Origin of the sequence: Streptomyces sp. NPDC005899 (assembly GCF_040629645.1) — a bacterium.
Classification (GTDB): domain Bacteria; phylum Actinomycetota; class Actinomycetes; order Streptomycetales; family Streptomycetaceae; genus Streptomyces.
The window spans coordinates 1-19148 of record NZ_JBEXWB010000003.1; the positions used below are offsets into that span (position 1 = coordinate 1).

The window sequence follows — 19148 nt, forward strand, 5'->3', positions numbered from 1 at the left end:
TGCCGTTCGGCATGCGGCGTGCGTCCGTGGCGAGGAGCGCGTCGGTGGCCACGGACGCGCCGCCTGGTCAGCCGCAGCAGCCACCACCGCAGCAACCCCCGCCTCCACCACCGGCCGCCGGAGCGGGCGCGGACGCGGAACCGGAGGACCCGCCGACAGCCACGGTGGAGAGCAGCTTCACGGTGTCCTCGTGACCGGACGGGCAGGAGGCAGGGGCCGAGGACTCGGCCATGGGACGGCTGACTTCGAACGTCTCGCCGCAGGGGCGGCAGCGGTACTCGTAACGAGGCATGGCCCCAGGTTAGAGCCTCGCCCCCGGCCAGTCCCTCCTCCCCGGGATACCTGCCGCGGGGACGGCTCGGATTTCCGGGATCGGCCGGCTGCTCTGCCGCCGGCCGTGCCGCAGTTCTCAGCCGCAGCCAGGTGCCGCCGCACCGATGCTTGTGGCAGTCACCGCCCAGTCATCGCCCCGGGGGCGCATGGCAGCCTCTCCTGCTGCCGGACCGAGCCGTCGGCTGCTGCCGGACCGAGCCGTCGGCTGCTGCCGCAGCACCGAGCCGTCGGCTGCTGCCGCAGCACCGAGCCGTCAGCTGCTGCCGCTGCCCAGCTCCTCGCGTATCGCGGAGACCACCCGGGTCACCGACTGCCGCACCGCCTTGGTCTCGGTGAGGAAGTGCCAGTAGTCGGGGTGGCGGCCCTCCAGCCCGGCGATCGCGCGGTCCAGGCGGGCGACCGAGTCGTCCAGCGGGCGGGCGTGGCGGGGATCGGGCGTGTTACGTCCCGCCATGGCGAGACGCTGGGCATCGCGGATGGCGAACCGGGTGCGGTCGATCTCCGCCTGCGGGTCCTTGGCCACCGCGTCCAGCCGCCGCAACCGGTCACCGGCGGCGGACACCGCCTCGTCGGTCGCGTTGAGCAGGGCCCGGACCGTGCTCAACCGGGCCGTCGCGTCGGGCCACCGCTGCTCGGCACGTGCCGCGGCGGCCTCCGCCAACTTCTCCTCGGCCTGGCGGAGATTGACCGCCGCCTGATCGGGGACGGGCTGCAGATCCTGCCAGCAGGCGGCGGAGAAGCGGCGCCGCAGCTCGCTGAGGACCGGCTCCACCTTCCCGGCGCGGGTCGTCAGCGCCTGGGCCCGTGTGCGCAGTGAGACCAGCCTGCGGTCGATCTCGGCTGCCCGCTCCGGTAGCCGGTCGGCCTCCGCCCGCACCGCCTCGGCGTCCCGCAGCACCCTGTCCGCCCGCTGCAGGGTCTCCGCGACACCGTGGCGCCCGGCGCCTTCGTTGAGCTTGGTCAGCTCCGGGGCCAGGGTCGCGAGCCGGGCCGCGAGGTCATCCGCGCGCAGACCGGAGGCCCGCACCGCGTCCAGGGCGTTGCTCGCCGCGAGCAGCGCCTGCCGGGCGCGCTCGACGGCGGGGGCGAGCCGGGCGAGCTGGGTCTCCGCACTGCCCAGCAGTGGCCCCAGCCCTTGGGCGAACCGGTCGAGCTCGCCCTTCACCCGTACCAGCTCGTCCTTCGCCCGGGTCAGCTGCGTCCGCGCGCCGGCGGCGGCCGACGGCTCCAGGTCGTCATGGTCCAGGTCATGGGCGTCGACGGCGGTGATGTACCCGTGGCTCACCTCGTCGATGCGCCGCCCCAGCGCGGCGAAGTCCTCCACCGCCTGGCGGGCGCGCGGTGAACTGTCCACGGCGATGATCGTCTCGATCGAGATCTTGAGATCCCGCTGAGCCGTGTCCAGCTCGTAGAAGGCCTCGGCGGCCGCGTCCTTCGCCGCCTGGGCGTCGGCCCGCTGGCTCTCCCCGCGGCCCCCGAACCAACGCCGGGTGCCCCCGCCCGCGAAGGCGGCGGGGAGCGCGGCGGCGATCAGCGGCACCGGCAGCAGCATCAGCACCAGGACGTCCTTGACGGCGCAACTGCCACTCGCTTTCGCCTTCGGCCGCGTGTGTGTCGCCGTCACATCCCTCTCCCGTGCCGATCCGCCCCGCCCGGTTCATTCTCCCACCCGGTAAGGACGAACACACGGGTCGATTAGTTCGCACTTCGGACAGTGACTTCCCCGTTGTCGCTGCGGGCCTTCACCACGTGCGGGCTGGAGTCGCTGCGGGGCACGTCCACGGAGACGCTCCCGTTGTCGGCCGACGCGGACACGGCGTACGCCCGCTTGCCCGGCGGCAGGTCGATGTGGACACTCCCGTTGTCGCTGACGGTGTCCACCAGCTTGGGCACGCGATCGAAGGCGAGGTCGATGGACCCGTTGCTCGACCGTGCGATCACGGAGTCCCCGGAGACCCGCTCGGCCACGACGGAGCCGTTGTCGCTCTCCAGGTCCAGCGGCCCCTCGGAGTCACGCACGAGCACCTGCCCGTTGCTGGACGCGAGGGTCAGCGGGGCGGTGAAGCCGGAGGCGGTGACCTGGCCGTTGGAGCCGTCGACGTTGAGGGCCAGGTCACGAGGCACCTTGACCCGATGGTGCGAGCCGCAGTCGCTGATCATCGCACTGCACTTCACGCGGAGTGTCAGCTTGTCGCCCTCCAGCTTCCACACCGGGTCGGGACCGCTGCCGAACAGGACCCACCCGTCGACCTGGCGGGTCACCTCGATCTCGTCCACATCGGCGGGCTCGAGGTCCAGCGTCGAGTTCTCGGCATCGATGGTCAGGGTCTTCCCGGCGAAGGCGAACGACTTGTGCTCGACCGGAGCGTCGTCCACATCCGCACCTCCGCACCCGCTGAGCCCGGCGACGAGAAGGAGGATGCCCCCGGCGGCCACGAGTGCCTTGTTGCGGTTGCGGTTACGGATGGTCATGGTGATCGAGTCCCCCTGCTGCGCGCCGTCGATGTGCCCCCACCGTAGGTACGCACCACCCTCCGCGACGATCCGGACGGCTACCGTCTCCGGGGTGGGGATATCCCCCCTACCGCCCCCGCCAGACCTCGGCACCCACCCCGGCCGTCCCTTGCGGCCCGGGTTGCGGCCGCAGCGGGCAGGACACGCACGGGGTCCTGGCCTGGGCCGGCCTGGGACTGGATTACGGGCGGGGTCCGGGAGCCATGTAACCTGTTCCTTCATCCACGGGTGCGTAGCTCAGGGGTAGAGCGCTGCTCTTACAAAGCAGATGTCGGCGGTTCGAAACCGTCCGCGCCCACCACGGATAGTCGCAGGTGAGAGCCTGTTTCGGCCTCTCGATCCACCCGGATCGGGAGGCCGTTTCCATGATCGAGGCCACATAGAGGCCACATCGCCACAGAATCGTTGTCGTCCGTCACTCGTTCGAGGGATGGACTCCGTGGCCTAGACACGTAGAGTGCAAGGGCGGACGGGGCAGGCGTGACTCCCCACACGCGCCTGACACGCGCCGTCCGATGATCTGTGGTGACCAAGCGGGGAGGCCTGGCTCCACAGAAGCGAGGGCCCCCACCGGTTATGTCGGTGGGGGCCTTCTGCTGTCCAACGTAAACCGCCCCGCGCGCAGAAGCGTGCGGGGCGGGGCGTCTTGACTGAGTCATGCCGCCTAACGGCGCAATGAGGTGGACACGCGAACACCTCTGCACCGCTTAGATGCCGACCCTGTCGGGTGCGGCCGTTCAGATTGACGTGCCAGGGCCATGATCCACAAGGTGTAGGTTCTGCCCTACATACATTCGATCTTGAAGGGCAGAGCGTGGTGGAGTGCCACGCTCCGTCCCCCCGCCCGATTGGGTACTCACCCGCCGCCGGGCCATCGGAGACCGCATCCGTACCGCCCGCATCACCGCCGGCCTCACCCAGGAACGGGTTGCGTTACGCACCGGGATGGACAGGGCCACGTACAACCGCATCGAGCAGGGGCACAGCGCCGCACTCCTCGACTCCCTCATCCTCATCGCTGACGCCCTCGGTGTGGACCTCGCCGATCTCGTCCGGACGTAGCCCCTGCCCGCACCCCGGCCGCCGCCGGCCTCGGGTACGGGCAGGGAGTCTCAGTGCCGGTGGCAGTCGCAGTCACACCGGCATATCTCGAGCGGCCGCTCCCACGAGGGGGCGCCCGGCCGGCGGGTGGTGTGCGGGCCGGGGCACTCGCGGTGCTCGCCGATCCGGCACGCCGCAGTCAGGGCGCCCTTCGCCGGGGCGGTGGTCACCGCTTCGTCCCGTACGGGACCAGGCCCCGCTGCTCCCGGCACGGGGCGCAGGCGTACTGCCGGTACCCAGGCCCGGACGCCTGCTCCACCACGTTGATGAGAACGGCGGTGCCCGACGTCCCCTTGTGCCAGTGGCACCAGCCGTAGCCGGGCTCTGTGAACACGCGGTTGGCGGCAGTAGTCTTCGACATGGCGACGCTCCCAAGGTGTCGTCCGCACCCCCGGGCCGGTGACGCGGCCGCGGGGGTTCTTCGTATCCGTGCAGCGTAGTCCCACCATGCTACGGCGTGCTAGGTATGCCACGTCTCGCGTGACACGGCATGCCATGCCAGCGTGGACGCATGATCGAGTTCGTGCCTGACCAGCCACGATGGCGCCAGGTGGCCGAGGTGATCCGGGCCCGGATCGCTGACGGCACCTACCCGCCGCGGACCCGGATCCCGTCCGTGCTCCAGTTGCAGGCCGAGTTCGGGATCGCTGCGGCCACCGGGCAGAAGGTGCACCGGGCGCTGCGCGAGGAGGGGCTGATCTACACCGAGCCCGGACTGGGCAGCTTCGTCGCCCGGCCAGACGCCTGACCCCGGGCACGACGAAGCGCCCCCCGCCCCGGCCGCGAAGGCCAGGACAGGGGGCGCTCGTTGTCTCGGGTCAGGCGCCGGTGCGCATGTACTCACGTACCAGCTCGTCGATGTCCTCGGGCTCGGGCGGTATCCCCGCCCGTTCCATGCGGTAGATCAGCCGGTTTACCGTCCGGGAGAACCCACCCAGCAGCGAATCGAACCGGGCCTGCCGGCCCCGCAGCTGCCCGTTCTCCTCGTCGACCCGGGTCACCGTTGCCTGGAGCACAGCGAACTTCTGGGCATCTGCCTGCGGCTCCGTCGTCATCCGGGCAATCGCTTCCTGCGCGGCTGCGGTCACCCGTGCCGCGCGCACTGTCGCCCGAGCCACGAAGAACCCGCCGCCGCCGAGGATGCCGCCCGCCGCACCCACCAACCCGATCACTTCCGTGATGCTCACGGGGCCTTGCCTTTCCGGGCCCGGCGCGGCGGTGGGGGGACGGAGTACTCCGGCACCGTGCTGGCCCAACAGATAACCCCAACGTGCGAGGTGAGGTACCACGCGGCCACGAACCCGCCGCGGGCGTAGTCGCCGGTGAGGACGGCGAAGAGATACGCGACCGCCCACACGGACGGCGGTACCAGTGCGGCGTAGAACCCGGCCCAGTCCCGGCCGATGCGTAGGAACGCGCACGACGCCGTGACCGCACCGGCCACGATCCAGAGCCACGCCCACGAGGCGAGGCCGCATCGCTCGGTCAGGAGTTCCAGCCCGGACGGGTCCTGCTGCGGGGTGACGATGAACCCGACGCCCCAGCAGATCTTGCCGATGCCGAGGATGAGGAGGATCTGCCCGCGGCGGCCCAGGTGCTGCCGCAGCCACCGGACCGCCGCCGGCATCAGATGCCCTGGCCGGGGACAACCCGGTCGGTGGCCGGGCGGTTGGGCACGGCGTAGGTGATGCCCCAGGCGCCGAGCACGGCGAGGACGATCGTGACCGTCTCCCCGGTGGTGAGCACCTGGTCCTGCACCGCGGTCACAGCGGCCGTGGCCCCGGCCGCGAGACCCGCGACGAGGGACTTGGCCATGGCGGAGATCTTCATCGGGACTCCTTGAGTTCGGCGACGGCCACGGTGAGCGCGTCGAGGGTGGACTGGAGCTGCTCGATCCGGCCGTGCATGTCCGGGATCCGGCGGCCGCCCTTCTTCGACGCCGCGTCCTGGGTGGGATTGCGGTACGTCCACGGGGCGGCTGCGGCGGCGTCGGCGAGCTCTTCGAGCTTCTTCTCGACCCGGGCCAGCCGGGCATCCTGCGCAGTGGTCAGAGCCACGTCAGGTTCCTCCTGCTTCGGGGGTGTGGTGGTGGGGGTGGTCTTGCCGTTGGCGCGGGCGACGATCCCGGGGAACACGCGCTCCTTGAACTGCTTCACCCGGGCATCACCCGGGCACGAGGTGCCCGACGCGGCCCACTGGGAGTGCAGCCGGTGGTATCCGAACCCCGGATCGGAGTGGGTCCGGCAGATCCGCAGCGGGATGCTGTGCCGCTGGTGCAGCCACACCCCGAGCTTGATGAGCTCCTCGACCTGGGCGTCGGTCCACGGGTCGGTGCCCTTCGTGTTCGATGCGGTCTCGATGCTCACCGCGCCAGTCCCGTCGCTTCGCCGGTTCGCCTGGTAGTTGGCGTCCGCCCGCGTCTCGGTCCCGATGAACTGCCCCAGGTCACCCTCGTAGCTGAGACCGAAGTGGGACTCCAGGTTCGTGGAGTCCCGCCAGTACTCATAGGTCCGCTTCGCGGTCCACGGGGCGATGATGCTGTGCACGATGAACTGCGTCGGCCGGATGGCCGGCTGGCTGTCGCTCTCCGGTTGCAGCTCGTACTTCTTGGCGCCCGGATACCAGGCCATGTGCGTCTCCAGACATGCAAGAGCCCCGGGTCGGCCGACCCGGGGCGGGCGGTGTGGGCTGGTCAGGCCGCTGACTGGTAGGTGATGTGCATGCGCAGCACGTCCCCGTTCAACAGGGTTTTCGGGGTGGTCCCGGTCAGGGTGGTCGACAGGGTAGAGCTGGCATTGGCGGGGAATACCGGCGACATGACGGACGCGTTCCCGGACAGGACGCACTGCCCGTGCCATGCGGACGCGCCGACCAGGCGGGACGATCCGAGGTAGTCAACGCCCTGGTTCGCGGACAGGAACGGAATCGTCCACGTGTAGGCGCCGGACCCGTAGGTCGTGGTCGCCCCCATCGTCTGCTTGATGACCAGCTCGACCCGGCGCCCGATCTTCAAGTACCGGCCGGTGAGGACACCATCCCCGATGTTCGGGGCGGTGGTGGCCGCACCCCATACCGGGGTGTACGCAGTCCACGCGTCGAACATGCTCGCCAGCTGGTCCCGAATCTCCGTGTTCAGCAAGGCCGCAGTGACGGTCTCACCGGTGTTCCAGGTGCGGGGGCCGAACGTCATACCGGCTCCTCGTCGGGTGTCAGGTCGGCGGGCAGCGGTTCGGTGCGGGTCGGGTTCCTCGGGTCGTCGGGGTGCCACCAGAACCGGCGGTCGAGAGCCAGCGCTTCGGCCTCGGCGGCTGCGGTGTCCTCGGGGACGATGAGCGGCACCCAGTCGCGCCGGCACTCCACGCACCCGAAGCGGGGGTCGGCGACGGACACGATCCACGCGGCACCGCAGGCGTCGCACTCGGCGAGCCAGCGTCCGTCATCGATCCGCGCGTACAGGCCCGGGTGGTCAGGCACCGATTCGGTGGGGACGGTGAGGCGGCGGGCCAGGCGGTACTCGGCCCACTTGTAGATGAGCTCCGCCCCAGGAACCTGCGACCAGTCCTGAGGCGTCTGGCCGCGCCGCGGCGGCGGGGGCAAGTAGTACGTTTCCGCGCGCACGATGTCGGCGGGCAGGGCTGGTGGCATGGGTGGTCCGTTCAGTAGGCGAGGCGGGTGGTGTAGTCGAGCTGGGAGTACAGGGGGTCGCCCAGGATCCACACGGAGTCGGTGCTGCTGGCCGAGGTGCGGAACGTGATGTGGTGGCCGACGTCTCGGAGCGTCTCGGTGTAGCCCTCGACCGTGGCCTGTAGCTCCGTGGCGGGTGCCTGCGCGGGCAGGTCGTACACGGTGAAGAAGGAGCTGATGTCCGCATCGAGGATGTCCTGATAGGTCGGCATGGTGTACGCCTCGATCGGGACTTCCCGCAGCTCGGGGCCGGGGTTGGCGTAGCGGGACACCAGCCAGTACGCGGCGTCCGTCACGCTGTTGTCCGTCATCTTCAGCAGGGTCAGCTGCTGCGGGTACGACCCGAAAGCGAGTACGGACGAGGGGGCGGTCACCGTCTGTGTCGCCCCGCCCGGGCGCGACGCCTGCACCTCGTTGACCAGCTTCTGGTCATCGTCGGCCAGCTCGATGCCCGGCTCCAGGTCGGCGTAGGCGATGGCGAACACCTCGGACAAGGGGGACGGGTTGTAGCGCAGGTCACGGGACTGGTAGGCCAGCCCGTAGAAATCGCGCTCCGCATACAGGCGCCCCGACTCCGTCGCCTCGACCTCCCGGAGCCGGGACACCACGCTGGCACCGCCAGGCCCTTGGCTGGCGACCGGGTCGTGGGTGGATCCCAGGACGGTGACCGAGGGCAGGCCGGCGTACCGGGCGAGGCGCTCGACCCGCGTGTCCGCCGATTCCCCGGAGAACCCGGTGATCGCGTTGTAGGACGCGGCGTACACCGAGCCGCACGGACCGGTGGCCAGGTGCAGGGACAGGTGGGCGATCTGCCCGGTCCACAGCCGGCCGCCGCGGTAGCCGCCCACGTACAGGGTGCGGGTGTCCTGTGTCGTCGGGGTGGGCAGCGTCCCGCCGACGGCTACCCCGTCGACGTAGACGCGCTTCGCCGACCCGTCGTAGACGATGTGGTGCCACACGTCGTCGGCCAGGTTCGCGCTGGTTGTCGTCGTGACGACGAGCGGGTTACCGGCCTCCACCGTCAGCTTTCCTGCCGAGCTCAAAGCGAGGACGAGCTGGAAGTCCAGGTTCGAATCGGTGATGCCGCAGATTGCTTGGCTGACCGCAGCCGTCTTGATCCAGACCTGAATGTGCGCCAGCCACGAGGTGGAGTCCTCGACCATCTGCGGACCGAGGTCCCCGACGAGGTACCGGCCGGCCGAGGCGGACACCGGGCTGAATGTGGGTGCGGGCTCTCCCGTCTCGGGGACGCCCTCGCCGCCGAATTCGAGCAGACCGCCCACCCCGACCTGAGTGATCGCGAGGGCACCGACCCCGGAGCCGGCGACCGATCCGGCGGTCGTCGACTCGGCAGGCTCGGACAGCGGGTAGTAGGCGGCGGGGAAGCTGTACATCCCGGTCGTGGTGTCGACAGTCAATACTTCCATGCCGAGCATCGACCGTAGCTCGGGCAGCCGGTTGAGGCGCTTGAACAGGTCCGTCGCCGAGATGGTGACCTTGCTGAGGAGACCCTCCCATGTGATCGGCCACTCGTTGACCATGCCGTAGAAGCGGGGGTAGACCTGGGCGCCGACGAGATCCCATTCCGCGACGTCCCCGGTACCGCCGGTCCGTGAGGTGCTCAGCGTCATGATGAGCTGCTGCGTGGCCGCCCAGCCGGGTGTGGCCAGGGAGCGGCGTACCGTCCAGTCCCAGCCGTCCGGGCTGGTCTCCCAGTACACCGTTCCGGATGACTCCCGAATCCGCAGCCACAGGTGATCGATCCCCGAGTACGGCAGGTCGACCGGTGTCGCGTCGAAGAACGACACGAAGTTCACGCACCGCAACGTCTGTGTGACCACGTTGAGTTGGAAGCCCAGCCGCGTGCCGCTCGTCGTCCCGTCGAGGATGAAGTGCGACAGAGCGGCCGAGCTGCCGTTCGCCTTCGGGGCGGTTGTCATGCGGGCGCACACCGACGCGCCGGGCAGGGTCCACGACCGGGCTGACTGCACGCCGGCCGAGCCCCCCGGGGACAGCGGGATTCGCAGCCGCCCGTTCACGATCGTCGACCCGCCGTAGCGGTTCGTCCAGAGCGCGGCGTCGATCGCCGGCCCGTCGAATGGGTCGCCCATCTGCGATAGCGGCCACGGCGCCGGACCCGATCGGGTCGGCATGACCGCTGCGCTGACCCGGATCGGGGCGTTGCGCCGGACGTAGGGGTGGTACGGGCTGTTGGGATTGCCCGGGGTGAGCGCACCGTCCGCGTTGTCCAGGGTCATGGTGGCCGTGCCCGGCTGCGTTTCGGACAGCTCATCCGACGCCCCCCGGGTAATGGCCACTCCTTGGATCATGTCGACGCGGGGGGTGATGTCCGTCCACGTGATCGACCACGGGGCCTGAACGAGCCCGCCCCACCCCATCTCCACCAAGACCGGCACCGGCTACCTCCCCACGCTGAAGTTGACCGTGGCGCCCTGCGCACGGCCGTACCTGACCAAGACCTTCTGGAACTCGCGCGCCACTGCCACCGGGTCCATGGCATTTCCGATGGTGATCGGAATGTGGTAGACCACCCCACCGGCGCCGGTCCCTACGACTGCGGGCCGGCCGATGACCGGGCGCGCGGCCGCGATTCGGTTAGTGACCGCACCGAGCGCCCGGTCGATGTAGGGAATGCCCTCGACCAGGCCGACGGCCAGGCCTCGGGCGCTGTTGACCCCATCCGGGATCAGCTTCTTCGCAGGTGACGAAATGCCCAGCGCCTTGCGGATAGCCTTCTGCATCGCCTTGGCGATCTTCATCATCTGGTCTTCGATCGCCTTCTGCTGCGACGCCAGTCCCGTCAGGATCCCCTTCCCGGCCTGCTTGCCCGCGTCATAGAGGGCGTCCGCCGAGACGGAACCCAGCTTGCTGGACTGCTTATTGATCGCGTCCTGTGTGGCGTTCAGCGCCGCGATGGTGCCCTTGCTCGCACCCGTCAGAGTCGACGCGTAGGCGTGCCCGGCCTCCGGCCCCATCTCGATGATCTGCTTCAGCAGGTCGCCGCGCAGGCCCTTCTTCCGGAGCAGGTCGATGTAGCGGGTGAACTGCTGCATCACGGCGAGCTTGCCCTTGAGGCCGGCCAGGACGCCGCCCCCGCCTGCGGTCAGCGATTCCTCACCCAGCGACGACAGGCCCGCTTCGCCACGTGCCTGGTTCTGCACGCTGGCCGCGAACTCGCGGGCTTGCGCCAGCTGCGCGGTGATCTTGTCCCGCGCAGTCGCCAGAGTTTGCAGCTTCCTCGTGTCCCGGGTGACCATCGCGACCAGGTGGCTGTCCTTGGTCGTCTTGACGCCCTTCCACGCCGCCCAGATGTCCGCCACCAGATCCTTCGCCGTAGCGGAGATCTTCGACTTCTCGCCGGTCAGACCGAGGACCAGGCCCTTCCCCACGTCCTTCATCAGGGCGCGCATCTTCTTCGACGGCGACGCAATCTCCAGCTCCGCCCGGACACCGGCCGTCACCGCGGACGCCATACCCCGGGCCGCACCGTCCACCCCGGCCGCTGACGCGCGCAGTCCGACCTGGAGACCACGGCCTGCCTCGGCCCCGGCACCGGCCATGTCACCGCCCGCACCGCTCACAGTGGAGGCCATCCCGAGCCGGCCCTCGTTGATCGCGTTCATGAACGCGACGCCGTACTTCGCCACGGACTTCGCCTTGACGACGTACTCGTTGTTCGAGACCCGGGCCACGATGCTGTCGGACGTTCCCGTGCCCGGGCCCCGCACCATGCCGCCGCCCGGATAGCCGACCAGGCCACCGTCCGCGTACTTCAACTGCGCGCCGTAGGACCCGGCCTTGCGGGCCGCGCTCGCATCCCCGACCACCACGTACCGGGTGGTGATCGTGACGGACCGGTCCCGCAGGTTTGCGAGGGCGCCTTGCGCTTGCGCGATCTTGTTTTGCAGGTCGGAGATCTCCGCCCGCACCTTCGCCCGCCGCGAGTCCGGGACCCGCGCCAGCTTCGCCTTCGCCGTGGCGAGCTTGCCCTCCAGATCCTCGATGTTGCCCTTGAGCTTCGCCGTCTTGTCCGGCGTCCGCAGGATCTGATCCGCGAGGGCCGCGGCCTCGGTGCGGTTCAGGCCCATGGCGTCGGCCGACCGGATCAGCGCGGCACGGCCCCGGGCATAGATCCCGTTGACCGTCTCCCACGAAGCGCCCGACTCCCGGGCCTGCGCCGCCGCCTCATCCGTCTTGGCCGCGAGGTCGTTCAGCGCGGTCGCAGCCTCCCGCGACTTCTCCGAGTTGAGGTTCAGCTTTCCGCCCGTGAGCGACAGCGCGGACTCGTGCCCCTTGATCGCTGTGGTGGCCGCATCGATCGATGCCTCGAACCCGATCATCCCGCTGAGGCCGGCACGCTGCACGTTGCTAAGAGCCTGGATCGCCTGCCTGAGCCCATCCGCGGACGCCTTCTGTGCGTCGAGCTTCTGCTGCACAGCGGTCGCCTGCGCACCGAACAGGCCCATGGACTGCTCGATGAGCTGCTGCTCGAAGGCCGCACCGGCGAGCGCGTCCTGGTACTCGGTGAGCTTGCTGTTCAGCCCGGACGTCGACATGCCCGCCGCGGTCATCTGCCCCTTGATACGGGACAGGGCCGCCGCCGCGAGGTCACCCTTGCCGCTGGACACCATAGAGGCGAGGCTCTTGTCGAGCGCCTCGACCTCCTTCTTCATGCCCCGCACCGAGCCCGGGTTCTTTTCCCACGCCTTGAAGAAGTCGTCAGCCGACCGGGAGCCGGCCGCGAGGACATTGAGCGACTTCAGGAGGCTGCCCATGTCCTTGCCGAAGACACGCGCGGCTTCCCCGGCGACCTTGCCCGACTGGGCGAACTGGCCCAGAGACGACGTCATCTTGTCGATGTCCGCCGGCGCTTCCTTCCCGACCTGCGACAGCTCCATCATCGTGATGACGAGCAGCCCCACACCCGTACCCGCAGCGGCCAGCCGGGCACCGCGAGACATGGCACCCCACGCCGCGGTGACCGCAGCCATACGGCCCGGTGCCGCAGCAGCGGCCGTCTGCATCGCGAGCAGCTGCACACCGAACGCGGCCACCGCCGTCCTTGCTGCGGCCAATCCCAGGGCCGCGAGCTTCATCGCCTTGATGGCGATAGCGAGCTGGAGCATGGTGGCGATCGCGTCCGGGGGGACAGCGGCCACGATCCCGGCCAGCCCGTTGACAACCTGGAGCATGCCGACGCCGACGCCGGAAGCACCCTCCAGGAGGTTCATCAAGGCGGTGCCCACGGTCCGCAGGGTGTCCGCGACGGCCGGGCCCTGCGCCTTGGCGTAGGCCATGAACTCGGACACCCCGCCGCCGACCTTGCCGGTGTCGGTGTTCTGCATCAGCCGGACCAGGGCCGAGTTCACCCGCGCCAAGGTGCCCGTCGCGAATTCGGTGAACCGCCGGTTCAGGCCGTCCAGGCCGGGGGACGCCATGCCCCCGGCGAGGATCGTCAGCATCCGGTCGAGCTCACGGGACGTGCCCTTGACCAGCCCCGTCGTCGCGGGCAGCGCGGCGTTGAACAGCGCCAGGCTCTTGATGACGGGGCCCATCGTGTCCTCGGCGAGGCTGGCCGACCACGCCTTGTACTCGTCCTTCAGCACCGACAGCTCGGCCGCCGCGCGCCGCGTGGCCGGGGGCATGTCCGCGAGGCTCCGCACGTACTCCAGCTGTGCGGTGATCGCAGCCTCGGACGTCGCGCCTGACTTCTTGACCTCGTCGGTGTACTTCTTCTCCGCTTGCGCCGCCTCGACCATCGCGGCGACCTGCGGGCCCAGCGCCACACCGAACGCAGCAACAGCGACAGCGGCCGCGCCGGCGGCCGGGGCGATCGGTGCCAGAGACGCAGCCATCGGAATTGCGGCCGGCGCCAGGCTGATCAGCGCACCCTTGAGCTCCTTGAGTGCCCTTGCCCCGAGGTTCGTGTCCCGCTGCATCGAGGCCATGCGCTGCGTGGTGCTGTTCCCGAACCGACGCATGGCCGCGTCACCATCGATCGACGCGATCAGCATCCGGCGACCGAGCCGGTTGGCGTTGTCGCCGATCTGGTCCAGGACCCGGGAGATCTGGTCACGGCCGTCGAGCAGGAACGTCAGGCGAGTTGCCACGATCACTCACCTCCGGATTGCTGCTGGGCTCGCTGGTGGGCATCCAGCCAGCAGACGAGCACGTAGAAGTCGTCGACGAGCTGCCGGTCGACGACGTGGGGCGGCATGTTCAGGAGGTGGGCGAAGAGTCCGAGGTACTCGGTGCGGAGGACGGCGACGTCTTCTTCGCAGATTTCGTCCGCGCGGGTGCGGCCGCCGTCGGAGCGGCGGCCGGCGCGGAGCCTTTTCCCTCGGCCGCCTCGGCCTGGCACTTGTCGATGTAGGCCCTCGCGTGATCCGCGTCAGCTGCGGCATTCGGCACCTCACGCAGCGCCTGAGTGACCGCGTCGACAGTCAGCTCAGGGTCGACACCCAGCAGCCCGAACGCTCCGTCCACCCACGCCTCGACCTCGGTCTTGTCGTACCGGGTGACCATCTCGTCCACGCCCGGGTCGAAATCGCCGAACCGCAGCGTCGGGGCGTGGCGCTTACGCAGCACCCAGACCACGGCGCGCATCGCGTCGAGATCTTCCTCGGTCAGCCCCTCCTTGACGGCCGGCCACTTCATGTCGACGGTCCGCGCCACGATCGACGCCTCCGACGCGAGGAGCGTCCGGGCGTCGTACTCCTCAGGCTCTCCACCGGCAGGGGTGTAGACGATGATCAAGGGATGCTCCTATTCGATGCGGCGGCGCACGTCGTCCAGGACGCGGGCCACCTCGGATTGCATGCGGGGGGTGTGGGCGCGGACCGTCTTGTCCCACCACAGGGGGGTCGTGTTCTGCTGGGCCCAGCGCCGCTTGTTGCCGAACGTCGGGTGCCTGAGCCGCCCCTCGTTCAGGCGGTTGACGACACCCATGGGAATGTCCGGCGGCAGCAGGGCCTTGTCGAGCCAGACCCGGGCGCCGGGGTTCCCAGCCGTCCGGACGCTGATGCGGACCGCGGCGGCGATCGCGGCCCGCAGTGGGCGCGTCGTTGGCGACGGGCCACCACGCTTCCCCGATCCGCGGCCGGCCGACCGGATCGACAGGCCGTGGATCGTGGACTGCATGTCGGTGCGCAGCGGCTCGGCCGCGCGCCGAATGCGGCGCTGCATGGACGAGCGGACGTTCTCGTGACCGGCCGCCCTGAGCTTCCGTTGCAGCTCCAGCAGCTGGCCGGTCCCGACGATCTGGAAGGAGGCGGGCATCCCGGCCTCCGATCAGAGCGTGATGTCCGTGCTCATGTACTCGATGACGGTGGGGTTCGTCCCGTCGTACAGGCCGGTGAAGCTGAGCGTGGGCTTGACGACGTCGAAGCCTTCGACGGTCGGGGGTGCGTCGTCGAAGCGGATCGCCGGGAGCTTGATCGTGAACCGCTCGAAATGCGTCGCCGCGATCAGGGGGCCGGTGAAGTCCCAGACCAGCGCGGTCGCGGCGTCCGAGGTGTGGAGGTCGTCGAGGATCGTGTCGACGTAGTCCATCTCGATGCTGCCGGTGATCTTCACCTGGTCGTTCGCGATGGGCTCGGCTTTCAGCCCGGCGGCCCCGGCGTAGAACCGCTCGGTGGCCTGCGGCCGCTCGATTTTGATCGAGACCTTGCGGACACCGTTGCGCGCCACCTCGGACGCGTACACCCCGGTCTTCAGGGACATCTGCCCGAAGTGGAAGGGAGCCATCGCCGGGTAGCTTGCCGAGGCCAGGACGCTGGTCTCTTCGACGTCCTTGCTGTCGATCTCGAAGCTCGCGGTCAGCATGCCACCGACCTCGCACGAGAACTCGGCGCTGATCACCTTGCAGCCCAGGAAGTTCTTCCTGGTCACGACCCCGGTCGTCAGGGGGACGCCCTTCTGAATGGTGAGGCTCTTGCCGGCCGTGTCCGCGAGGATGTGCGTCTGCAGGTACGCCGAGGTCGCCGCCTGCTGAGCCGGGGTCACCGTCGTGCCCATCAGGCTCTGGAGCAGGACCCCCATCGCCTTGTTGGTGACCTCCATCTCCAGCGACCCGGACGCCTGCCGCTGCGTCACCACACGCCGCGAGGACAGCGGCACCAACCGACCCGCCGCGATGCCGGCGGACTGGGCCGTCGTCTTCTTGAGCTGGAGGGACTCCTTCGTGAACTCGATGAACTTCGCCGGGGCCACAAAGGTGCCGTACGTCGTCTCGGCCGCGATGCCGACCTGCGCGCCGAGCCCGGATCCGATCGCCATGGGTCAGCCCTCCTTCGAGGTGGGGACGGCCTTGGCCGCGACGGAAAGCTTCTTCGGGGCGACGACGGGCGGCGCCTCGTCCCGGGGCTCCTCGACCGCCTCCCACGCGGTGGGCTGACAGACGTAGCCGTCGTACCGCTCGTCGGGTACCTCGACCAGCTCGTCCGGCTCGATGGTCCTGTTGCCGAGCTCCGGCACGGTGACCGGCTCGGCGCCGATGTAGCGCACTCGCGCCATGGCGTATCTCCTCAGGTGGTAGGTGTTCAGATGCGGGCGCGGTACGCCACGGTGAAGACGAGGCCGGCCAGGGCACCGTCCGGGCCGTTGTCCTGGATCAGGGCGCCGGCGGTCAGCTCGGACCACAGGACGACGCCACCGAGCGTGGGTGCCTCCGGGCGGCCGGTCGTGGCCCGGAGCTCGAACTCGACCACGGCCAGCAGTTCGAAGACCCGCGCGCGGCACAGGGCCATGTCCTCGTCCCCGGCCCGAGTCTCGAGGTAGCAGGAGATGGTCGCGTCCTCGTCGCGTTGGCGGGCGCCAGCGCCAGCGAAGCGCTGCTGGATCTCGGCGGCCTGCTCCGCCCCGGGGGCCCAGCCGACGTACAGCCGGTCGGGCTCGCTGAAGTTCGTGGCCGGTGGCGGCCCGTCGATGACCCGGACCTCGGTCAGGTCGTTGGCCGTTTCGAAGCGGACGACGAGGGCGTTGATCGCGGCGTGCGCCGCCGAGGTGGCCATCAGCCGACCGCCGGCGGCAGCTTGAACGGCTCCAGCAATTCGAGCACCCGGTTGGGCACTGCGTACCCGAACCCGGGCACCGGCTCCGTCACCGCGTAGTCATCAGAGCTGGACGCTCCGCGCGCCGGGCCGTTCTTCGTCCGCCACAGATGCTGTAGGAGCAGCAGCGCCGCGAGCTTGATGGAGGGCGGGACCTCGGCCCGGCCTGCGGTGTAGACCGCCGTCCACGGGCCGCAGGAGAACACAGAGCGGTCCGAGTACCCGACCACCCCGGACGGGCCGTCCACGTGCAGCCTGGCCACGTCCACGGCCGTCCCCCCGGTCTGCACCGGAGTCAGCGACGTCACGGACAGGACCGGGGTCTGGAGGAGCACCACAGCCGGACCCTGCCCGGCCACCGTCTCCGTGACCTCCCGCTCCTCGACCACACCCACGTAGCCCTCGATGACCGAGGTCAGCGCGTCGATGTACAGCTGTAGCTCCGTGTCAGACGCAGTGGTACGGAGGTTGAGCTGGGCCTTCGCCTCGTCCAGGGTCAGCAGCGCCACTGGTGTCCTCCTCTACCGGGTCTCGCGCCGGGGCGCCGTCGTCCGCTTCCGCGCCCGCTCCGGCCGGGCTGCGGTCGTCTCCGGGGTGTCGGGTTGCTCGTCGCGGACCATGACGGCGCGGACACCGTCAGCCCACTGGGCCGCCTCGGCGCCGGGCAGGTCCACGACCTCACCCGGCGCCCACGCGAACCCGCGGCCCGACACGCTCGTCAGCAGTCGGATACGGGCCACGGGTCAGTCACCCAGACCCTGGTGCAGGTTCCGAACCTCACGCTCAGCCTGCGACTCGGCCGACTCGATGGCCTTGTCCTGGGCGTCCTTCAGCGCCTTGACGTCCGGGTCCGGCTCGGACGAACCAGCACCCTCCGGGGTGCTCGCCACCCCTCGGGCCGCCACGTCCACCGCGCTGGCCGCCTGCTGGCCGAGCTGTTCCTTGGCCGCGGCGATGGCCACGTCCTTGTCGCCGATGAACTCGGGGTGGGTCTGGTCCATGCTGCCGTCCGCGCGGCGCGACGCCATGACGATGCGGTCATGGTCACCCTTCTCCGCTGCGGCCGGGGTCGGCTTGTCCTGGAGCACCGACGATTCGGCGCCCTCCTTCTTCGGCGTGATCGCCATTTCCTACTCCTTCTGTTCCGTGGCGTGCGGGGGGTGCCGGGTCAGGTCGCGCTGTTGCGGTACGCCTTGTACGCGGCGGTGTCCTGCGGGGTGCCGTCCGCCCGGGCGAACCCGAGGAATCCCACCTGCAGGTAGTCCGCGTACCGCTCGGCCAGGCGCAGCATCTGCACGTCCTTGACGTCACGGATCAGGTAGCCGGCGAAGAAGTCTCCGAAGAGGATGGACTTGGCGTTCGCGGCCATGACGGGCATGTCCTGGTTCACGACGTAACCGTGGCCGAGGATCCCGTCCGGAACGCCGACCTGAATCGACGGCTCCCACAGCGGACGGTTCTGTCCGTCCTTGAGCTTCCGGACCGACGCGAGGGTGGCGTCGTTCAGCATGAACCGCTGGCGGCCGGAGGACCGGTACGCCGGGTCGATGCTGTGGATCAGGTCGATCAGGTCGTCGTACGTGACCGATGTGGTCTGCCCGGTGCCGCCGGTCTTCCCGATGGCCGCGTTGGTCTGCACGCCCTCCGGCTGGGCGGACCCGGTGCCGGTCGTGAAGTGCGTGTTCTGGATCCGGCCGATCCGCTCACCGAGCTTCCGGGGCAGCCACGTCTCGATGTCGAACGCGGAGTCCTGGAGCAACTGGAGGCTGACGCGCACGAGCTTCGAGGTGTACATGAACGCGCCGATGTCGGCCTGGCCGATGGTCACGTCCTGCTCGGTGACCTGGGAGTTCTCGGCGAGGATCGCGCCGACGTTCGCCGTGTCGTCGTTCGTCGGCCACGGCAGCGTCGCACCGGTCGATGTGGTGATGACCTCGGACACCTCGCGCATCGCCCCGTAGAACTTCATGGCCTCGACCATCTTGGCCCGGAACTCCGGGGGCACCAGGTATCCGCCGGCCGCACCGGTGGCGACGCCCTGGGCGCGGAGCTCCTTGCCGTCGACCCAGCCGGTACGCAGAACGGTGCGCTCCTCGGCGGTCAGCTCGCTGGTGCCATCGCGCATCCACGACCGGTACGCCGCGGTGTACGCCTTCACCCCGTCCTCGCCTCCGTGACGGGACCGGGCCTCCTCGGCCTCCTCGGTGTCCGCCCCGGGGGCGACGATCTGCGAGTAGTCGACGGACGCGAGGCGCTGGTGACGCTCCTCGGTCTCGATGTCCTTGGACAGGGTCTCGACGTCAGCCAGGGCCGCGTTCCACGCCCGCCAGTCCTCGGCGGACAGCGGCTTGTCGTCGCCGCGGGACTGGAACTCCTGCGCCTTGTCCCACGCCTGCGCGCGCTTGTCGAGCAGGGTCTGAAGGTTGGGCATTGTGCCTCCCAGCA

23 protein-coding genes and 1 tRNA gene are annotated in these 19148 nt (G+C 69.8%); 3 read left to right on the forward strand and 21 right to left on the reverse strand.

Features of this window, described 5'->3' with window-relative positions:
• Nucleotides 1-67 precede the first annotated feature (67 nt).
• The 3 genes from ABZ371_RS00630 to ABZ371_RS00640 all read right to left on the reverse strand — a co-directional run bounded on the left by ABZ371_RS00630 (nucleotide 68) and on the right by ABZ371_RS00640 (nucleotide 2805).
• The gene (locus ABZ371_RS00630) at nucleotides 68-292 is read right to left on the reverse strand and encodes a zinc ribbon domain-containing protein (RefSeq protein WP_358672392.1); all 225 of its coding nucleotides are present in this window, start codon (nucleotides 290-292) and stop codon (nucleotides 68-70) included.
• Between the two features lie 294 nt (nucleotides 293-586).
• The gene (locus tag ABZ371_RS00635) at nucleotides 587-1957 is read right to left on the reverse strand and encodes a hypothetical protein (protein WP_358672393.1); all 1371 of its coding nucleotides are present in this window, start codon (nucleotides 1955-1957) and stop codon (nucleotides 587-589) included.
• A 71-nt stretch (nucleotides 1958-2028) separates the two neighbouring features.
• Nucleotides 2029-2805 carry a DUF4097 family beta strand repeat-containing protein gene (locus ABZ371_RS00640; RefSeq protein WP_358672394.1) on the reverse strand — a complete coding sequence of 259 codons (777 nt, stop codon included), beginning with the start codon at nucleotides 2803-2805 and terminating at the stop codon, nucleotides 2029-2031.
• 268 nt (nucleotides 2806-3073) lie between these two features.
• On the opposite strand from ABZ371_RS00640, the gene ABZ371_RS00645 reads away from it, so the two are divergent.
• A tRNA-Val gene (locus tag ABZ371_RS00645) sits at nucleotides 3074-3148 on the forward strand.
• Between the two features lie 521 nt (nucleotides 3149-3669).
• Entirely contained in the window at nucleotides 3670-3909 is a 240-nt protein-coding gene (locus ABZ371_RS00650; RefSeq protein WP_358672395.1) for a helix-turn-helix transcriptional regulator, read from the forward strand.
• 205 nt (nucleotides 3910-4114) lie between these two features.
• Here ABZ371_RS00650 and ABZ371_RS00655 read toward each other — a convergent pair whose 3' ends face one another.
• Nucleotides 4115-4309, reverse strand: coding sequence for a hypothetical protein (locus ABZ371_RS00655; protein ID WP_358672396.1), 195 nt, complete (start codon nucleotides 4307-4309; stop codon nucleotides 4115-4117).
• A 150-nt stretch (nucleotides 4310-4459) separates the two neighbouring features.
• On the opposite strand from ABZ371_RS00655, the gene ABZ371_RS00660 reads away from it, so the two are divergent.
• Entirely contained in the window at nucleotides 4460-4696 is a 237-nt protein-coding gene (locus ABZ371_RS00660; RefSeq protein ID WP_358672397.1) for a winged helix-turn-helix domain-containing protein, read from the forward strand.
• A 70-nt stretch (nucleotides 4697-4766) separates the two neighbouring features.
• Here the strand turns inward: ABZ371_RS00660 and ABZ371_RS00665 are convergent, their stop codons facing one another.
• From ABZ371_RS00665 to ABZ371_RS00745, 17 genes are all read right to left on the reverse strand, one after another.
• Nucleotides 4767-5135, reverse strand: coding sequence for a hypothetical protein (locus ABZ371_RS00665; protein ID WP_358672398.1), 369 nt, complete (start codon nucleotides 5133-5135; stop codon nucleotides 4767-4769).
• Entirely contained in the window at nucleotides 5132-5575 is a 444-nt protein-coding gene (locus ABZ371_RS00670) for a hypothetical protein (protein WP_358672399.1), read from the reverse strand. The genes ABZ371_RS00665 and ABZ371_RS00670 overlap by 4 nt, the downstream gene beginning before the upstream one ends.
• The gene (locus tag ABZ371_RS00675) at nucleotides 5575-5778 is read right to left on the reverse strand and encodes a hypothetical protein (protein ID WP_358672400.1); all 204 of its coding nucleotides are present in this window, start codon (nucleotides 5776-5778) and stop codon (nucleotides 5575-5577) included. Before ABZ371_RS00675 ends, ABZ371_RS00670 begins: the two co-directional genes overlap by 1 nt.
• A complete protein-coding gene (locus ABZ371_RS00680; RefSeq protein ID WP_358672401.1) occupies nucleotides 5775-6578 on the reverse strand; it encodes an N-acetylmuramoyl-L-alanine amidase in 804 nt (267 codons plus the stop codon). Before ABZ371_RS00680 ends, ABZ371_RS00675 begins: the two co-directional genes overlap by 4 nt.
• Nucleotides 6579-6640: 62 nt before the next feature.
• Nucleotides 6641-7138: a hypothetical protein gene (locus ABZ371_RS00685; RefSeq protein WP_358672402.1), complete on the reverse strand. Its 498-nt coding sequence runs from the start codon at nucleotides 7136-7138 to the stop codon at nucleotides 6641-6643.
• Nucleotides 7135-7593, reverse strand: a complete 459-nt coding sequence (locus ABZ371_RS00690) for a hypothetical protein (RefSeq protein ID WP_358672403.1) — start codon at nucleotides 7591-7593, stop codon at nucleotides 7135-7137. The genes ABZ371_RS00685 and ABZ371_RS00690 overlap by 4 nt, the downstream gene beginning before the upstream one ends.
• Before the next feature lie 11 nt (nucleotides 7594-7604).
• Nucleotides 7605-9950 (reverse strand): LamG domain-containing protein, encoded by a 2346-nt coding sequence (locus tag ABZ371_RS00695; RefSeq protein WP_358672404.1) that lies wholly within the window; start codon nucleotides 9948-9950, stop codon nucleotides 7605-7607.
• 102 nt (nucleotides 9951-10052) lie between these two features.
• The gene (locus ABZ371_RS00700) at nucleotides 10053-13763 is read right to left on the reverse strand and encodes a hypothetical protein (protein WP_358672405.1); all 3711 of its coding nucleotides are present in this window, start codon (nucleotides 13761-13763) and stop codon (nucleotides 10053-10055) included.
• A 109-nt stretch (nucleotides 13764-13872) separates the two neighbouring features.
• Nucleotides 13873-14409 (reverse strand): hypothetical protein, encoded by a 537-nt coding sequence (locus ABZ371_RS00705; RefSeq protein WP_358672406.1) that lies wholly within the window; start codon nucleotides 14407-14409, stop codon nucleotides 13873-13875.
• A 9-nt stretch (nucleotides 14410-14418) separates the two neighbouring features.
• Nucleotides 14419-14931, reverse strand: coding sequence for a hypothetical protein (locus ABZ371_RS00710; RefSeq protein ID WP_358672407.1), 513 nt, complete (start codon nucleotides 14929-14931; stop codon nucleotides 14419-14421).
• Between the two features lie 12 nt (nucleotides 14932-14943).
• Entirely contained in the window at nucleotides 14944-15930 is a 987-nt protein-coding gene (locus ABZ371_RS00715) for a phage tail tube protein (RefSeq protein WP_358672408.1), read from the reverse strand.
• A 3-nt stretch (nucleotides 15931-15933) separates the two neighbouring features.
• On the reverse strand, nucleotides 15934-16167 hold the full coding sequence (locus ABZ371_RS00720; RefSeq protein ID WP_358672409.1) for a hypothetical protein: 234 nt from the start codon (nucleotides 16165-16167) through the stop codon (nucleotides 15934-15936).
• A gap of 26 nt (nucleotides 16168-16193) precedes the next feature.
• The gene (locus tag ABZ371_RS00725) at nucleotides 16194-16664 is read right to left on the reverse strand and encodes a hypothetical protein (protein WP_358672410.1); all 471 of its coding nucleotides are present in this window, start codon (nucleotides 16662-16664) and stop codon (nucleotides 16194-16196) included.
• Nucleotides 16664-17212, reverse strand: a complete 549-nt coding sequence (locus tag ABZ371_RS00730) for a head-tail connector protein (protein WP_358672411.1) — start codon at nucleotides 17210-17212, stop codon at nucleotides 16664-16666. Before ABZ371_RS00730 ends, ABZ371_RS00725 begins: the two co-directional genes overlap by 1 nt.
• 12 nt (nucleotides 17213-17224) lie before the next feature.
• Nucleotides 17225-17443 (reverse strand): hypothetical protein, encoded by a 219-nt coding sequence (locus ABZ371_RS00735; RefSeq protein WP_358672412.1) that lies wholly within the window; start codon nucleotides 17441-17443, stop codon nucleotides 17225-17227.
• 3 nt (nucleotides 17444-17446) lie between these two features.
• Complete coding sequence (locus ABZ371_RS00740; protein ID WP_358672413.1) at nucleotides 17447-17830, reverse strand: hypothetical protein; 384 nt, start codon at nucleotides 17828-17830, stop codon at nucleotides 17447-17449.
• 41 nt (nucleotides 17831-17871) lie between these two features.
• Nucleotides 17872-19134: a phage major capsid protein gene (locus tag ABZ371_RS00745; RefSeq protein ID WP_358672414.1), complete on the reverse strand. Its 1263-nt coding sequence runs from the start codon at nucleotides 19132-19134 to the stop codon at nucleotides 17872-17874.
• Nucleotides 19135-19148 lie beyond the last annotated feature (14 nt).